Here is a 16,336-nt window from a genome sequence, read left to right on the forward strand (position 1 = left end):
AACGGCATGCCTTCCCGTGAACTCGGCGCCCACGGCTGGCGCAAGCCCTGGAGCGACGACGCCGGAGGCGCCTGCCTCGAGGCGAAGAAGCTCGTCGACGGGCGCGTGGCGCTGCGCCAGTCGACCGACCCCGCGGGGCCCGCGCTGATCCTCACCCCTCGTGAAGTGGCGCGCTTCCTCGCGAGCGTGAAGGCGGGCGACGCCGACTTCCTCTGCTAGCTCAGGGGCCCTCGGGCCCCAGGTCTTCCCCGCTTCCGCGCGCGGCCCCGGCCGCTCCCGCGAAACGGTTCACCGCACAGCTGACCGCCCAGGTCACCGCATAGCGAGATCACGACTGACAGGAGGGGCCGTGTCGCACGACGACGGATGGCCGGCCGACCGGATCGACACCGCCAGCGCGCACTCCGCGCGCATCTACGACTACATACTCGGCGGCAAGGACTACTACCCCGCGGACAAGGAGGCCGGGGACGTGATGGCCCAGGAGTGGCCCGCCCTCCCCGTCCACATGCGGGCCAACCGCGACTTCATGAACCGCGCCGTGTCGTATCTGGCGCGGGAGGCGGGGATCCGGCAGTTCCTCGACATCGGGACCGGCATCCCGACCTCGCCGAACCTCCATGAGATCGCCCAGTCGGTCGCCCCGGCGTCCCGGGTCGTGTACGTCGACAACGACCCCATCGTGCTCACCCTGTCCCAGGGGCTGCTCGCCAGCACCACCGAGGGCGTGACCTCGTACATCGAGGCCGACATGCTCGACCCGGACACGATCCTGGACGCGCCCGAGCTGCGCGGGACGCTGGACCTCGGCGAGCCGGTCGCCCTCACGATCATCGCGATCGTGCACTTCCTCCTCGACGAGCACGACGCCACCGGCATCGTCAAGCGCCTCCTGGAGCCCCTGCCGTCGGGCAGCTATCTGGCGATGTCCGTCGGCACCGCCGACTTCGCGCCGGAAGACGTGGCGCGGGTGGCGCGCGAGTACGCCGCCCGGGGCCTGCCCATGCGGCTGCGGACCCGGGCCGAGGCCGCGCGGTTCTTCGAGGGCCTGGACCTGGTGGAGCCCGGGATCGTGCAGGTCCACAAGTGGCGCCCGGACGGCACGGAGGGTGAAACGATCAAGGACGAGGACATCGCCATGTACGGCGCGGTCGCCCGCAAACCCTAGTTTCCCGCCGGGCGCGCGGCGCCCGCTGCTGCGGCCGCGGCACGGGGTGCGAGACCCTTGCCGCAAGCCATGAAACCTTGAATTACTGACCCCGAAACAAGATCGGCCGATTGCTCGGCCGCCCGGCTCGGACGGGGGTATCCGCCCATGGCGCGTACACCGGCACTCCTGGACGCCGCGGAGCGGCTCGGTCGTGAGGAGCTCGAAGCGTTGCAGCTCGAGCGCCTTCAGGACACCTTGCTGCACGCGTACGAGAACGTTCCCCACTACCGGGCCGCGTTCGACGCGGCGGGGCTCAGCCCCGACGACTGCCATACGCTGGCCGACCTGGCCCGCTTCCCCTTCACCACGAAGGCGGACCTGCGGGCCAACTATCCCTTCGGGATGTTCGCCGTCGAGCAGTCGGAGCTGCGTCGTCTGCACGCCTCCAGCGGCACCACGGGCCGCCCCACCCTCGTGGGCTACACCGAGCAGGACCTGTCGATGTGGGCGGACGTCGTGGCCCGCTCCATCCGGGCGGCGGGCGGGCGGCCCGGGCACAAGGTCCATGTGGCCTACGGGTACGGCCTGTTCACCGGCGGGCTCGGCGCGCACTACGGCGCGGAGCGGCTCGGCTGCACGGTGATCCCCGCGTCCGGCGGCATGACCGCGCGTCAGGTGCAGCTGATCCTCGACCTCCGCCCCGAGATCATCATGGTGACCCCGACGTACATGCTGACGCTCCTTGAGGAGTTCGAGCGGCAGGGCATCGACCCGCGCAGCACATCGCTCCAGGTCGGCATCTTCGGCGCGGAGCCGTGGACGGAGGAGATGCGGTGCGAGATCGAGGAGCGCTTCGCCATCGACGCCGTGGACATATACGGCCTCTCGGAGGTGATCGGCCCCGGGGTCGCGCAGGAGTGCGTCGAGACGAAGGACGGGCTCCACATCTGGGAGGACCACTTCTACCCGGAAGTGGTGGACCCGATCACCGGCGAGGTGCTGCCCGACGGTGAGCTGGGCGAGCTGGTCTTCACCTCGCTCACCAAGGAGGCCATGCCCGTCATCCGCTACCGCACCCGCGACCTGACGCGTCTGCTTCCGGGCACGGCCCGGGTCTTCCGCCGCATGGAGAAGGTGACGGGCCGCTGCGACGACATGGTCATCCTGCGTGGTGTGAACCTCTTCCCCACGCAGATCGAGGAGATCATCCTGCGCACGCCCGGCCTCGCCCCGCACTTCCAGCTCTGCCTCACCAGGGAGGGCCGCATGGACGCCCTCACGGTGCGCGTGGAGTCCCGCGTGGACACGCCGCGCGGACGCCGCGTCACCGCTGCCCGCGAGGTCGAGTCGGCGGTGAAGGACTCCATCGGCGTCTCGATCTCGGCGGAGGTCGTGGAACCGGAGTCGATCGAGCGGTCGGTGGGCAAGGTGAAGCGGATCGTGGACCTCCGCAACCGCAAGCCCTGACGCCGGGTCGGCCGACAGGGCCCGCGCGCCCTGTCACAGCTCCGCCAGGAACGCGCGCACGGCCTCGGCGAACCCCTGCGGGTCGGTCTCGTGCACCGTATGCCCGGTGCTCAGCTCCACGAGCTGGACCCGCGCCCGCCGCCGAGCCATGGCCCGCGCCTGCGCGGCGTCCAGAACGCGGCTGCGGCGCCCTCGGACCAACAGGGCGGGGCAGTCGCTGCCGAGCCAGTCGTCCCAGTGGTCGCCGTTCACCGCCTCCTGGGAGGCGACCATGTCCGCCGGGCAAAAGGCGAGTCCCCAGCCGTCGGAGTACTCACGCACCGCACCGGCCACGTACGGAGCCGACGCGCCCAGCGCCTCCATCAGGGCGTCCCGGGAGGGCGCCCGGTGTGGCCAGTCCAGGCAGAAGGACAGGTCCCCGGCGGGCTCGGCTCCGATGTCCTCGACGACGAGGGCGCGCACCAGATGGGGGTGCCAGGCGGCCAGTTGATAGGCGTTGACTCCGCCGAGCGAGTGGCCGAGCACGACGGTGTCCGTAAGACCCAGGTGCTCCAGGACCGCCGCGGCGTCGTCGACGTAGCCGCGCCGGGAGTAGTCCGCGGCCCGGTCCGAGCGGCCGTGCCCGCGCTGGTCGAGCGCGACGAGGCGCCATCGACCGGCCAGCGCCCGCGCCAGGGGGGCGAAGGTGAGGCCGTCGCCGAAGTGGCCGTGCAAGGCGAGCAGGGCCGGCCCCGGGCCGCCGTAGTCGCGGTAGCACAAGCGGCGTCCGTCGGAGCCGCGTACAACACCTATGGCACAGGATTCAACGGTCACAGAGGTTTGTTGCCCGCCAGGGCGGTGGGTCATGGGACCCGGAACGCTCGGCGGTAGGCGCCCGGGGTCGTGCCCGTCCGGGCGCGGAAGCGGCGGCGCAGGTTGACGGCGGAGGAGAGGCCGACGCGGGTCGCGATCGCCTCGACCGGCAGGTCCGTGTCCTCCAGGAGGGCGCGTGCCGCGGCCACGCGCCGGGAGAGCAGCCAGGCGCCCGGGCTGGTGCCGAGCTGGTCGGCGAAGCGCCGGGCCAGGGTCCGGGGCGAGACGCCGAGGCGTGCGGCCAGGTCGTCCACCGTCAAGGGGGTCCCGAGGCGGTCCTCGGCCCACCCGAGCAGGCCGTCGAGCGCGTCCTGGGGCTGAGGGGGCGGCGCGTACTGGGCCTGGCCGCCCTCGCGGTGCGGCGGCAGCACCATGTGCCGGGCGAGCAGGGCGGCGTACGCGGCTCCGTGGTCGTTGCGTACGAGGTGCAGGCACAGGTCGAAGCCCGCGCCCGCGCCGGCGCTGGTGGCGACGTCGCCGTGGTCCACGTACAGCCTGTCCGGCTCCACGCGCACCCGGGGGAACTCACGCCGCAGCTGTTCGGCGCGCGCCCAGTGCGTGGTGGCCGAGCGGCCGTCCAGCAGTCCGGTACGGGCCAGCGCGAACACCCCGGAGCAGATCGTGACGAGCCGCGCCCCGCGCTCGTGCGCCCGCAGCAGTGCCTTACGCACGGGGTCGGAGAGAGGCTCCTCCACGGGCAGCCATCCCGGGATGATCACGGTGTCCGCGTCCTCGACCGCCGACAGCCCCCGCGTCACGGACATCGCGTACCCGCCGGTGGTGGGCACCGGGCCGGGCGCCTCCGTGCACGTCTCGAACGCGTAGTGCCGCGGCACTCCCGGCCGCTGGGTGCCGAAGACCTCGACGGCGCAGCCGAGTTCGAACACGGACTGCACCGGCCTCACCAGTGCCACCACGCGATGCATGGCACGAAAGTACCCCATGACGTCATGACGGACTCTGCCCTCCCCTGGCCCCGCACGGCAGTGTTGCGGGCATGCACACCGAGATACTCGAGCAAGAGGGCTACACCTCCGTCTCAGTCGACGCGTCCCCGGTCCGTGAGCTGTTCCCCGGGATCCGCGTACGTCCCCTGTGGCGCGGGCCGACCGGCGCGCACGCCAGCATCCTGGAGATGGACGCGGGCACCTCCTGGCCGCACCGCGATGTCCACGAGCCCGGCCCGGAGGAGGTCTACGTCGTCGCGGGCACCTTCAACGACGGAGCGCGCGACTACCCGCCCGGAACCTTCCTGCACGCCCCGGCCGGTTCGTGGCACGTTCCCTCGACCACCACCGGCTGCACGCTGTTCGTGTTCTATCCGGAGGGGTAGGGGCCTCCGCCCGGATGACCGGGCCGACCGTCCCGGGGCGGCCGTCGCCGGGCGGCCACGTGGCACGCGGGACCGGACGGCTCACTCCCCGTCCGGCGCGTCGATGATGGCGCCCTTCTTGTCGACAGTGTGGGTGCGCCAGTACACGTCCCACTTGTCGTCGACCTTCCGCGGCACCTTGCCCTCGGGGTAACGCGTGTACCCCTTCGGCGCCTTCTTGCCGTCCTCGACGCACGCGGAGCCGGTCCCTCCGATGGTCATGACGGGGTACTCGCCACCGCCGCAGATGTCTTCCCTCAAGGAGAGACCGGAACAACCGCTGAGCGCGACGACCGCGGCGGCTCCCGTGAGGGCGGCGACCGCGGCCGTGCGGGCGTGCCGGCGGGAGGCGCGGGAGGCGGTGCGCGGGCGGCTGGTGCTGGAGGGCATGGTGGTCTCCTGTTACTTGTCCGGTCTGCCCTCCACTGTGGTCGGTGGTGAGCGCCCGGTCCTGAGTACGCGTACTCAGACCGGTGCCCTGCGATCCGCTGAACACGCTCGGCCGGCACATCCCGAAGGGCACACCCTGGCGGTCGGCCCGTTCGCGTGCCGACGGGTCAGCCGTCCGAGAACCGGTCCCGCAACTCCCGCTTCAGGATCTTGCCGCTGGCGTTGCGGGGCAGCTCCTCCACGAACAGGAGCCGCTTGGGCGCCTTGAACCCGGGGAGCTTCTCCCGGGCGTGGGCGATGAGTTCCGCCTCGGTGACCGCCGCCTTGTCGCGGGCCGGGACGACGACGGCCGTCACGGCCTCGATCCAGCGCGCGTCGGGCAGACCGATCACCGCCACCTCGGCGACGGCGGGGTGGGTGTAGAGGGCCTCCTCGACCTGGCGTGAGGCGACCAGCACCCCGCCGGAGTTGATGACGTCCTTCACGCGGTCGACGACCGTGAAGTAGCCTTCCGCGTCGCGCACGGCCAGGTCGCCGGAGTGGAACCAGCCGCCGCGGAAGGCCGCCGCGGTCTCCTCCGGCTCGTCCCAGTAGCCGTCGCACAACTGCGGCGAGCGGTAGACGACTTCGCCCTGCGTGCCGTCGGGCACCTCCTTGCCGGAGCCGTCCACGACCTTGGCCTCCACGAAGAGCACCGGCCGCCCGCAGGAGTCCATCCGCCCCTCGTGCTCGTCGGGCCCGAGGACCGTGGCGAGCGGGCCGATCTCGCTCTGGCCGAAGCAGTTGTGGAAGGCGAGTCCCGGCAGCCGCTCCCGCAGCCGCTCGAGGACCGGCACCGGCATGATCGAGGCACCGTAGTAGGCCTTGCGCAGCGCGCTCAGGTCACGGGTCGCGAAGTCGGGGTGCTGGGAGAGGCCGATCCACACGGTGGGCGGCGCGAACAGGCTGTCGGCGCGCCCCGCCGACACGAGGTCGAGGATCCGCGCGGCGTCGGGCCCGTCGAGGATCGTGTTCTCGGCGCCCACCGCCAGGTACGGCAGCAGGAACACGTGCATCTGCGCGGAGTGGTACAGCGGCAAGGAGTGCAGCGGCCGGTCGGAGGCCTTCAGGTCCAGGGCGTGCACCGCGCTGACGTACTCGTGGACGAGGGCGCTGTGGCTCATCATGGCGCCCTTGGGGCGGGCGGTCGTGCCCGAGGTGTACAGCAGTTGCGCGAGGTCGTGGGTGTCCGGCTCCTCACCGTCGTACGGCGGCACGGCGGCGAGCCGGGTGAGCAGCGAGTCGGCGGTGTCGCGCAGGGGCAGCGCGCGCACGGTGTCCGGGAGCCGGGGCGCGAGGTCCGGGTCGGCGAGGACCAGCGCGCTCCCGGACTGCCCGACGATGTACGCCAGGTCGTCGCCGGTGAGGTTCTGGTTGACCGGCACGTGCACGAAGCCCGCCCGTGAGCAGGCCAGGAAGCCGATGAGGTAGGCGTCGGAGTTGTGCGCGTACGCCGCGACGCGGTCGCCCCTGCGCAGGCCGCTCCCGCTGAGGACCCGTGCGGCGCGGGAGACGGCGTCGTCGAGTTCGGCGTACGTCCATACGCGCTCGCCGTAGCGCAGGGCGGTGCGCTCCGGTGTGCGGCGCGCGCTGCGCCGCAGGACTCCGTCGACCGTGCTGCTGCGGACACCCGTCATGGCGTGATCCTGCGGGCTGTCGGAGCGGCGGTCAAGGCAACGGCGGCGCACAAGCCGCGCGTTCGCGCGAGGTGAGGGGAAAGCGCTGATCGCGCGGGTTGTTAGGGTCCCGATCATGGCGCGACTGAAGATCGAGATATCCGTTCCCGAGACGCATGTGGAGAGGGTGGTCGACGCTCTCCACGCGGCGGGAGCCGGGCGGGTCGGCGCGTACGCGCGCTGTTCCAGCGCGTGGAAGGTGACCGGCACCTGGCAGCCGCTGCCCGGATCACAGCCGTACGACGGGGAGGTGGGCGCCGTACGGCACGGTGAGGAGTGCCGGATCGAATCGGTCTGCGAGGTGGACCAGGCCCGCGCCGTGCAGGAAGCGGTCCGCGCCGCCCACCCGTACGAGGAGGCCGTCATCCACTTCCTGCCTCTGTACGAGCCGTAAGTCACCGGCGGCCGAGGGCCCTTGAGGGGGCTGTCAGGCCAGGCCGGCCTCGATGGCGCGGCGGACGGCGTCGGCGCGGTCACGGATGCCCGCCTTGGCGAACAGGTTGTTGATGTGGGTCTTGACCGTGGCCTCGCTGATGAAGAGCTTCTCGGCGATGCCCCGGTTGGGCAGGCCCTGGCCGATCAGTGTGAGGACCTCCCGCTCACGGGGGGTGAGGTCGTCGGGCAGGGTCTCTCCCCGCGTCGGCGCCTTGGTCCTGACGGTGGCGAGCAGCCGGTCCTGGACCTCGCGGTCGAGTACGGACTGCCCCGCTGCGGCGGCCCGGAGCGCACGGGTGATGTCCTGGCGTCCCGCGTTCTTGGTGAGGTAGCCGCGGGCTCCCGCGCCGAGCGCACCCAGGATCGAGTCGTCGTCGGCGAAGGTGGTGAGGACGACCACCGCCACCTCCGGGTGCTCCTCGCTCAGCCGGCGGGTCGCCTCGATGCCGTCCATGACGGGCATGCGCAGGTCCATCAGGACCACGTCCACCGGTCCGGCCGCGACGGCCGTCAGCACCTCGCTCCCGTTCTCGGCGGCCGCGACGACGTCGATGTCCTCGGACAGGCCGAGTACGGCGGCGAGCGGCTCGCGGACGGCGGCCTGGTCGTCGGCGACGACCACCCTCAACCGCTGCGGCTCCTGCGTCGGTTCACTCATCCCGGGATCACTGCCTCCACTTGCCAGCCGCCTTGATACGGCCCGTCGGTGACCGGGCCCGCGGTGACCGTCCCGCCCAGCAGGGCGACCCGCTCGCGCATTCCGATCAGTCCCATCCCGCTGCCGACATCCACGCTCACCTTACGGGTGGCGGGACGGTTGCGGACTCTCAGCGTGGTCGCGGAGGCGGTGAACTCCAGCTCCACCCCGACCTCTCCCCCGGGCGCGTGCCGGGCGGCGTTGGTCAGCGCCTCCTGGGCGATCCGCAGCAGATTCTGTGTCACCTGGGCCGGGACCTCGCGGACGGTCCCGGTGACGGCGAGCACCTCGCGATGGCCCGTCGACGCGAGCATCGCGGTCAGGCTCTCCAGGAGCGGCAGGGCGTCCTCGCGGAGCGCGCGCACGGTCCACTGCGCCTGCTTCAGGCTCTCTTTGACCAGGTCGTGGGCCTTGTCGTTGGCCTCCCGTACCCGGTCCAGGTCGCCGGTTTCGAGGAGTGCGTCGGCCAGTTCCAACTGCATGTTGATCCCGGCCAACGAGTGCGCCAGGACGTCGTGCACGTCCCGGGCGATGCGGCCGCGCTCGGTCAGTACGGCGGTGCGGGCCTCGGCCCGGGCGGCGCGCTCGGCGGACTCCGCCGCTTCGATCGCCGCCCGTACGGCCCGGCGCTGACTGCGGTTGATGATGCCGATCAGGACCGGGGTGCCGGTGGTGAGTCCGAGCGTCCAGGGCAGCAGGTGGTGGCCCGGGCCGAGGTGGAAGTACAGGACGCCGCCGCAGAGCAGGCCGCAGCTCCCCGCGAGCACGAGGGCCGGCCTGGTGTCGAGCCGGTACCCGATGTGGCCGGCTAGGAAGAAGGCGAAGAGGTAGCCCGTGCCGCTGCTGCTGGTGCCGATCAGGGCGGCCGCCGCGACGATGCCGAGCGACAGCCAGACGAGGGCGAGGTGCTGGGGAACCTTGTGCTCGGGCAGGCGCCGGGCCAGCAGCGCCACCGCGTTGACCACGAAGAGGGCGGCGACGGCCAGGCCCCGGCCGCTGAGGCCCATGGGCCGGATGGTCAGGACCCCGACGGCGATGACGGCGAGGCTCACGGCCCACTGCACACGCGGGTCCTGCCCGGGAACCGGCCGCGGGCCCGCCTCCTGGTCCGCGGCCTGCTGGGGCTTCGGGGAACTCGGCATGGCGGACACGGGCAGAACATACTGCATGGTCAGGCCGTGCGGTCGGTGGCGGGCACGGGGTGGGCCACTGTCCGGGGCAGGCTCCGGGTCCGGCTCCGTATGAAGATCGTGGCCACGCGCGTCACCACTTCGGTGAGTGCCATCAGCACGAACGCCGTCACCCAGGCCTGCTCGCTCGTGATGTGGTGCGCGAGGCTGAACCGGGCCACGTCGTCGGCGCCTCCGCCGTGCTCGACCCACAGTTGGAACCCCATCCGGGCGCCCATACCCACCACCCACAGGATCGCCGAGACCGCCCCCGCCTTGATCAGGAGGTGTCCGTCGAGGGTGCGGATCCGGGTGTGGACACCGCCGGCGATGCCGAGGGCGGCGCCCACGCCCATCAGGGCCGCGATCAGCACCAGGTCATGGCCCGCGGTGGGGATGGAGTCCAGGTACGAATAGGCCACGAAGGCCACGATTCCCAGGGGGACCAGGAAGGTCTTGAGGTCGAGTCGGTCTTCCCGCAGCTGCCGGAAGACGACGAGGACGAGGGCGATGTCGGTGATCCACTCAGTTGTCGTCATGCCCTCAAGGCTGCTGCGAGGCGGCCCGGAACGCCTGGACCCAGGGGTGGAATCGGAGGTGGAGATCAGCCCCTCGCCGACTCCACCCTGCCGCGTCAGAGCGGCGTGAGGACGCAGAACTCGTTGCCCTCGGGGTCGGCGAGGACCGTCCACGGCGTGTCACCCACGTCCAAGGGCGTGGCGCCGAGGGCCTGGAGCCGGGTCACCTCCGCCGCCTGGTCGTCACCGGCGTACGGGCGGAGGTCGAGGTGGACGCGGTTCCACACGGTCTTCGCGGCGGACGAGCGGAGGAACTCGAGGTAGGGGCCGACCCCTTCGGCGGAGCGCAGCACCGCGATGTCGTCGGTCACCTCGTGCACGGTCCAGTCCATCGCCTCGCCCCAGAACCGGGCCATGGCGCGGGGGTCCGCGCAGTCGACCACCACCGCGGCCATCGGCCCGGTGTCCCGGTAGGTCTCCCGGGGTTCGAGGACGCAGAACTCGTTGCCCTCCGGGTCGGCGAGGACCGTCCAGGGGACGTCGCCCTGGCCCACGTCGGCGGGCGTCGCTCCGAGGGCCGTCAGGCGTGCGACCAGTTCCGCCTGGTGGGCCGCGGAGGTGGTGGCGAGGTCGACGTGCACGCGGTTCTTGACCGTCTTGGGCTCCGGGACCCCGATGACGTCGACGCAGACGGCGGCAGCGCCGGGGTAGGAGAAGCCCTCGGGTTCGACGTTGGTCTCGGCGCCCTTGTCGCCGGTGACCTTCCAGCCGAGTGCGTCGGCCCAGAACCGCCCGACCGCGGAATTGTCCCGCGCCTGCATCGAAATCTGAACGAGTCGTGTCGCCATGCCGGTGATCATAGGCCTGTGGTGATCAGGTCCCGCCAGGGTGCGCGTGGGGCGCTGGTTTCCGTGCCCTCCAGGCGGCCGTCACGCTGGTTTCCGTGCCCTCCAGCGGCCGTCATGGCGCCTGACTCTCAGTCGTCGGGCTGCGGAGGAGGAGGCGTGATCCTGCCCTCGGCGTCCAGACCGTCGGGCCATCGCGCAGGGAAGTTGAACAGCCAGGCGTAACCGGCGTCAGCGGCCTTCAGGGCCGCGTGCTCGGCGCCCTCCAGGTCACCGTCCCGCTCGCGCATCCGGACGAGGCGGAAGAGGGCGTGGGGGTCTCCGGCCTCGGCGGCTCGGCGATACAGAAGCTCGGAGCCTCCGCGCTCGCGCGCACTCGCGTCCGTGAGGGGGAGGAATCCCTCGGCGTCCGCCGCGCCTCGGGCCAGGCGTTCGACGCCGTCCGCGTCGCCCGCGCGTTCGTAGGCCTGTGCCAGTCGGAACAGGGCCAGCGGGTCCCCGGCTTCGGCGGCCTGCTGGTACAGCTGCTCGGCGCCTTCGTGGTCGCCCGCACGCTCCGTCAGGGCGGCTTTCGAGTAGAGGGCGGCCGTGCCTCCGCCGACGGCGCCGCCCAACTCGGCCGCACGGCGGATCAGTTGGTTCGCCCACTCCAGCCGAGCACTCCTGAAGGCCGCCGTGGACAGGACGAAGAGGTCCCGGGCCGGCAGGTGTGCGTACGCCGCGTACCAGAAGGAGGAGGGCGGGAAGCGCGTCCTGCGTGAGGCGCGGCCGAACTGTACGAGGTAGTCGGCGACTCGGAACGCCCGGCGGGCGGGGGCCCGCGCGTCTCCTCGCTCCCGCGCGGGGCCCGGCCGCAGCGGTCGCAGAGGTGCCATGCGGCCGTGGACCGGCGCGGTGGCTTCGGCGAGCGCGTCCGCGGCCCAGTCGCCGCTGAGGCCGTCGTACTCGGAGTCGGTGAGGTAGCCGGCCGCGGCTTCGGTGAGGAAGGAGAGCGGCAGCGCGGCGCCCGCGCCGTACCGGCGGGCGTCGATCGCGGCGTCCAGGACGGCCCGCGCGGCCGGGGTGGACGTGGTGTAGCGGCGCAGGAGTTCCGGGCCGCCGGCGAGGAACTGGGGCACGCGCCCGGAACTGCTCCAGGCGAGGGCCTCCGCGAGGGCCGCGTCGCCGTGCCGCGCCAGGGCGCCCGCGGATCTCAGCGCGTCCTGGTCGAAGGCGTCGGGGACGGGGATGAGGCGTCCGGCGAGTACCTCGCGGGCTCGTGGGTGCGGGTCGGGCGCGCCGGGCGCGGGCGGGAGGGAGTACTGGTCCGCGTACTCCGGCCACAGGGTGCCGAGGACGAGGACCGGGCCGCGCTCGGGCCGTACGAGCAGGTCGTGCAGCGCGGCCGCGAGCCGCTCGCCGAGGCGGGGCTGGCCGAGGTAGTGCTGCGTCTCGTCGAGCCACACCACCGTTTGGGGCCGTACGTCGTCGAGACCGCGCAGTGCCGCGTCGGCCCGCGTGGGATCGAGCGGGTGCCACAGGCGCCAGCCCTTCGGCGCGAGCGGCTTGACCGCTTCCCAGCAGGCACGGGTCTTGCCCGTGGAGGAGGACCCGACGAGGACCGCCATGCCGCTGGTGCCCTCGGCGGCGGCCGACACCACGCGGGCCAGGGACCGGTCGTGGGCGCGCGGGACGTATCCCGGCAGCGTCTGTCCGGCGGCCGTGCCCGCCGGGTGGACCGCCAGGTCGAGCGCGTTCCACCGGCTGATCGGCCGTGCGGCGTGCGGGGCGTCGTCCCGCACGGCAGGTGGGGCGAGGGCGGCGCGGGCGGCCCAGAGCACTCCCTGGGTGGCGGGCTCGCGTTCGGCGTCCGGCAGCGTGCCGATCAGGACCTCGGCCACCTGCAAGGCGTGCGGCAGCGTGGGAGCGGGGCTGCGGAGCGCGCGCTCGATCGTGGACTTCCCCAGGGGACTTCCGGCGTCCTCCAGGCGCTGGGCGATCTCGCGCAGGCTGAGCCCGGACTCCTCGTGCAGCACCAGCAGATGGTCGTGCAGGTCGCTCGCTCCGGCCCCCTGGCCGCCTGTCGTCGGCCGGTCCTCGGAGTGGGCCTGCCGCAAGCGGAGTTCCAGCGCCTTCGTGTCGTCCTCGGTCAGACCGAACGAGGAGGCCAGGAGGCGCAGGTCGGATTCGCCGACGAGACGCTCGCCGTTGAACACCCGCGACAGCGAGGCCGGGCTCAGTCCGGTGGCTCCGGCCAGCTCGCGCAGGGTGAGGCCCGACTCGGCGCGACGGCGCCGCAGTTCGACGACGAAGGAGCGCAGCGCGGGCGGGAGGTCCGGACGCAGCGCGGCCATGGGACGCCCGGCGCGACGCGTCGTCATGTCGGATCACCACCCCCGCCATCACCGTTCAACTGCGTTGTTTCCATTGTCTCAGAAACTCTGGGACAGTGGCGTGAGGGGACTCCGCCGTCAGCCCTGTCCTCTCGTCGTGTCCGCGAGGCGCTTCGCCCCGAGGGGGTCCCCGTGTCCGTCGTCGTCGCCGTGCTCCTGGGGTGCACGGCCCTTGCCGCCGCGGCCTGCGCGCGCGTCGCCTTCCGGCTCGCCCTGACGGACGGGGCCGGCCGCGCCGGGGCCTGGGGTGCGGCCGGGGCCTCCGCGATGGCCGTGATCACCGACGTGTGCACGGTCGCCGCGACCCTTGAACTCGGGGACGGGCCTCCCCGGGCCGCCCGCGTCGCGGTCACGGTCGTCACCGTCGCCCTCGCGCTGTTCCTCGGGTTCGTGGCGTACGACGTCACCGGTCCGGCCCCCGCGCAGGCCGGCGGTCCGCCCGCTGCCGCGCTGAGCGGGCCGAAGCGACTGGCCTCGGCGGCCACCGCGTTCACCAGTACGTTCATCGTGCTCGCCCTCGTCCTGCCCTTGCTGAGCTGACGCCCGGCCCTCGCCCCGAGGTGCGGCGCCGGCGACGGAGGCCGGGGCGCGTGCGGGGAAGGGACCCTACAGCACCCCTACTTGAGCCGTCACCGAATATCCAGCCGGGGACCGGTGGTGGGCGGAGGGCCGCGCGCCGGATCCGTCGGCCGCTGCGGCATTGCCCGACAGCAGCGACAGCAGCGACAGGACGCACGCCCCGCGGAACGCTCGCCGTACGCCCTCCAGACATGTTACGTACCGGTTGGTACGCTCCAACGGCCACTGCTCTCACCGTAGTTGGGAGGCACGATGCGCATGCGTACCAGACCGTTCGTGGCGTGGGGAACGGCACTCCTCACCGGCGTGGCCCTGCTGCCGGCCACGGCGGCGGCCACGCCGGACGACGGGCGGCGGCTCTCGGGCGGCGGCCTGTCCGCCACCATCCGCTTCACCGAGTACGGCGTCCCGCACGTCCTCGCCAAGGGCTACGCGGACCTCGGCTTCGGCACGGGCTGGGCCCAGGCAGCGGAGCAGGTGTGCGTGCTCGCCCAGGGCTTCACCACCGTACGCGGGGAGCGCTCGCGGTACTTCGGGCCGGAGGCCGACCCGGGTGGCGGACTGTCGTCGGCGACCACGAACCTGGCGAGCGACCTGTACTTCCGGGGCGTACGGCAGGCGGGCACGGTCGAGAAGCTCCTGAAGCAGCCCGCGCCGCGCGGCCCGAGCCGGGCCGCCAAGGACCTGATGCGGGGCTTCGCCGCGGGATACAACGCGTGGCTGCGGCAGAACCGCGTCACGGACCCGGCCTGCGCGAAGGCCGACTGGGTGCGTCCGGCGTCCGCCCTGGACGCGGCCCGCCTCGGTCACGCGGTGTCGGTCCTCGGCGGGCAGGGCCGCGTCGTCGACGGGATCACCGGGGCGCGCCCGCCCGGCCCCGGCGAGAGGCGCCGCTCCCCCGACCCGCGCGGGACCGCGGAGGCGGCGCGCCGGACGCTCGCGCCCGAGGGCGCCGACATGGGCTCCAACGCCGTGGCCTTCAGCGGCAGGACCACCGCGGGCGGCCGGGGCCTGCTGCTCGGCAACCCGCACTACCCCTGGCACGGCAGCCGCCGCTTCACGCAGCTCCAGCAGACCATCCCGGGCGAGTTGAACGTCTCGGGCGCGGCCCTGCTCGGCACGCCCGTCGTCAACATCGGCTTCAACAGCCACGTGGCGTGGAGCCACACCGTCGCGACCGGCGTCCCGTTCACCGTGCACGAGCTGACGCTCGACCCCGCCGATCCGACCGCGTACCTCGTCGACGGCGAGCGGAAGCGGATGACGCGGCGGACAGTGACCGTGGCCGTGCGGGGAGGCGCCCAGGTCACCCGCACACAGTGGTGGACGCGTTACGGACCGGTCGTCACCGCGCTCGGCCCCCAGCTGCCCCTGCCCTGGACGGCCAGGACCGCCTACGCGCTGAACGACCCCAACGCGGCGCAGCTGCGCGCCGGTGACGCCGGCCTGCGCCTGGGCAAGGCCCGTTCGGTCAAGGGCGTCCTGCGCGCGCTGCGTGACACGCAGGGGCTGCCGTGGGTCAACACCGTGGCCGCGGACCGCGCCGGGCACTCGCTGCTCACCCAGTCACAGATCCTGCCGCGCGTCACGGACGACCTCGCCGCGCGCTGCTCGACCCCGCTCGGCAAGCTGACGTATCCGGCGGCGGGCGTGGCGGTCCTGGACGGCTCCCGGGGCGACTGCGCGCTCGGCTCGGACGACGACGCTCTCCAGCCCGGCACGTTCGGCCCGGCGCGCATGCCCACCCTGAAGGACGCCCCGTACGCGTCGAACTCCAACGACAGCGCCTGGCTGTCCAACGCCGACCGGCCCCTCACCGGTTACGAGCGGATCTTCGGCACCATCGGCACCGAGCGCTCGATGCGTACGCGCGGTGCCGTCGAGGACGTCTCCGCGCTTGCCCGGCGCGGCGGTCTGACGGTCGAGGACCTCCAGCGGCAGCAGTTCGCGAACCGGGCGCCCGCCGGTGACCTGGCCGCCGCCGACGCCGCACGCGCCTGCGCGGCCCTTCCCCCGGGGTCGGCGACGGGCAGCGACGGCACGGCCGTCGACGTGCGCGAGGCCTGTGACGTGCTCAAGGCCTGGGACCGCACGACGAACTCCGGGTCGCGGGGCGCGCTGCTCTTCGACCGCTTCTGGCGCGCCCTGATCGCGAAGGTGCCGGGCGCGCAGCTGTGGAAGGTGCCCTTCAGCGTCTCCGACCCGGTCCGCACTCCCCGTTCCCTCAACACCGAAGCGCCGGGTTTCGCCACCGCGCTCGCCGATGCGGTGGCGGAGCTGCGCGGCGCGGGCGTCCCGCTCGACGCGCGGCTCGGTGACCACCAGTTCGTCGTACGGAACGGCAAGCGCCTGCCGATCCACGGCGGCACGGAGTCCCTCGGCGTGTGGAACAAGATCGAGGGGCGCTGGAACCCCGCGGCGGGCGGGTACGCGGAGGTAGGCAGCGGCTCCAGCCACATCCAGGCCGTCGGCTGGGACGACTCCCGCTGCCCGCGGGCCCGGACGCTCCTTGCCTACTCCCAGTCGTCGAACCCCCGCTCGCCGCACCACAGCGACCAGACACGTCTGTACTCCGCCGAGCGCTGGGTGACGTCGCGGTTCTGCGAGCGGGACATCCGCAAAGCGCCCGGCCTGAAGGTGGTGAAGGTGCGCGAGCGCTGAGAGTCCCCTTTTCGGTGTTTCTCAGGGGCAGCGGCCTTCTCTCCGCACAAGGGAAAGGTGACCTTCCAACTCATTGCGTGAAGCGGCGTTTTATGGCTTCTTCGACAGGTCGTT

At 72.7% G+C, this 16,336-nt stretch carries 16 protein-coding genes; 7 read left to right on the plus strand and 9 right to left on the minus strand.

Annotated features, from left to right (window positions below; all coding sequences use genetic code 11):
* Nucleotides 1-6 precede the first annotated feature (6 nt).
* The 3 genes from AC07GB_RS13445 to paaK all read left to right on the plus strand — a co-directional run bounded on the left by AC07GB_RS13445 (nt 7) and on the right by paaK (nt 2,617).
* The gene (locus AC07GB_RS13445) at nt 7-219 is read left to right on the plus strand and encodes a DUF397 domain-containing protein (protein WP_478844853.1); all 213 of its coding nucleotides are present in this window, start codon (nt 7-9) and stop codon (nt 217-219) included.
* Between the two features lie 130 nt (nt 220-349).
* Nucleotides 350-1,168, plus strand: coding sequence for an SAM-dependent methyltransferase (locus tag AC07GB_RS13450; protein WP_478844715.1), 819 nt, complete (start codon nt 350-352; stop codon nt 1,166-1,168).
* Between the two features lie 147 nt (nt 1,169-1,315).
* A complete protein-coding gene (gene paaK / locus AC07GB_RS13455) occupies nt 1,316-2,617 on the plus strand; it encodes a phenylacetate--CoA ligase PaaK (RefSeq protein WP_478844717.1) in 1,302 nt (433 codons plus the stop codon).
* Nucleotides 2,618-2,650: 33 nt separating this feature from the next.
* Here paaK and AC07GB_RS13460 read toward each other — a convergent pair whose 3' ends face one another.
* Both AC07GB_RS13460 and AC07GB_RS13465 read right to left on the minus strand, forming a co-directional pair.
* Nucleotides 2,651-3,430 carry an alpha/beta fold hydrolase gene (locus AC07GB_RS13460; RefSeq protein WP_478844719.1) on the minus strand — a complete coding sequence of 260 codons (780 nt, stop codon included), beginning with the start codon at nt 3,428-3,430 and terminating at the stop codon, nt 2,651-2,653.
* 29 nt (nt 3,431-3,459) lie between these two features.
* Nucleotides 3,460-4,395, minus strand: coding sequence for a GlxA family transcriptional regulator (locus AC07GB_RS13465; RefSeq protein ID WP_478844721.1), 936 nt, complete (start codon nt 4,393-4,395; stop codon nt 3,460-3,462).
* A 71-nt stretch (nt 4,396-4,466) separates the two neighbouring features.
* Between AC07GB_RS13465 and AC07GB_RS13470 the strand changes: the two genes are divergently transcribed.
* Nucleotides 4,467-4,802, plus strand: a complete 336-nt coding sequence (locus tag AC07GB_RS13470; RefSeq protein ID WP_478844723.1) for a cupin domain-containing protein — start codon at nt 4,467-4,469, stop codon at nt 4,800-4,802.
* 81 nt (nt 4,803-4,883) lie between these two features.
* Here AC07GB_RS13470 and AC07GB_RS13475 read toward each other — a convergent pair whose 3' ends face one another.
* Nucleotides 4,884-5,231: an SCO0607 family lipoprotein gene (locus tag AC07GB_RS13475; protein WP_478844725.1), complete on the minus strand. Its 348-nt coding sequence runs from the start codon at nt 5,229-5,231 to the stop codon at nt 4,884-4,886.
* A 167-nt stretch (nt 5,232-5,398) separates the two neighbouring features.
* The gene (locus AC07GB_RS13480) at nt 5,399-6,907 is read right to left on the minus strand and encodes an acyl-CoA synthetase (protein WP_478844727.1); all 1,509 of its coding nucleotides are present in this window, start codon (nt 6,905-6,907) and stop codon (nt 5,399-5,401) included.
* 115 nt (nt 6,908-7,022) lie between these two features.
* Between AC07GB_RS13480 and AC07GB_RS13485 the strand changes: the two genes are divergently transcribed.
* The gene (locus AC07GB_RS13485) at nt 7,023-7,340 is read left to right on the plus strand and encodes a hypothetical protein (protein WP_478844729.1); all 318 of its coding nucleotides are present in this window, start codon (nt 7,023-7,025) and stop codon (nt 7,338-7,340) included.
* Nucleotides 7,341-7,373: 33 nt separating this feature from the next.
* Here AC07GB_RS13485 and AC07GB_RS13490 read toward each other — a convergent pair whose 3' ends face one another.
* The 5 genes from AC07GB_RS13490 to AC07GB_RS13510 form a co-directional block, all read right to left on the minus strand.
* A complete protein-coding gene (locus AC07GB_RS13490) occupies nt 7,374-8,039 on the minus strand; it encodes a response regulator (RefSeq protein ID WP_478844731.1) in 666 nt (221 codons plus the stop codon).
* Nucleotides 8,036-9,247: a sensor histidine kinase gene (locus AC07GB_RS13495; protein WP_478844733.1), complete on the minus strand. Its 1,212-nt coding sequence runs from the start codon at nt 9,245-9,247 to the stop codon at nt 8,036-8,038. Before AC07GB_RS13495 ends, AC07GB_RS13490 begins: the two co-directional genes overlap by 4 nt.
* Nucleotides 9,248-9,249: 2 nt before the next feature.
* The gene (locus AC07GB_RS13500; protein ID WP_478844735.1) at nt 9,250-9,786 is read right to left on the minus strand and encodes a hypothetical protein; all 537 of its coding nucleotides are present in this window, start codon (nt 9,784-9,786) and stop codon (nt 9,250-9,252) included.
* Between the two features lie 95 nt (nt 9,787-9,881).
* A complete protein-coding gene (locus AC07GB_RS13505; RefSeq protein ID WP_478844737.1) occupies nt 9,882-10,613 on the minus strand; it encodes a VOC family protein in 732 nt (243 codons plus the stop codon).
* 128 nt (nt 10,614-10,741) lie between these two features.
* Nucleotides 10,742-12,970, minus strand: a complete 2,229-nt coding sequence (locus AC07GB_RS13510) for a helix-turn-helix domain-containing protein (protein ID WP_478844739.1) — start codon at nt 12,968-12,970, stop codon at nt 10,742-10,744.
* 144 nt (nt 12,971-13,114) lie between these two features.
* On the opposite strand from AC07GB_RS13510, the gene AC07GB_RS13515 reads away from it, so the two are divergent.
* The gene (locus AC07GB_RS13515) at nt 13,115-13,522 is read left to right on the plus strand and encodes a hypothetical protein (protein WP_478844741.1); all 408 of its coding nucleotides are present in this window, start codon (nt 13,115-13,117) and stop codon (nt 13,520-13,522) included.
* Nucleotides 13,523-13,813: 291 nt separating this feature from the next.
* A complete protein-coding gene (locus tag AC07GB_RS13520; protein WP_478844743.1) occupies nt 13,814-16,222 on the plus strand; it encodes a penicillin acylase family protein in 2,409 nt (802 codons plus the stop codon).
* Nucleotides 16,223-16,336 lie beyond the last annotated feature (114 nt).

The sequence above is a fragment of the Streptomyces sp. NPDC045778 genome, from assembly GCF_056431945.1.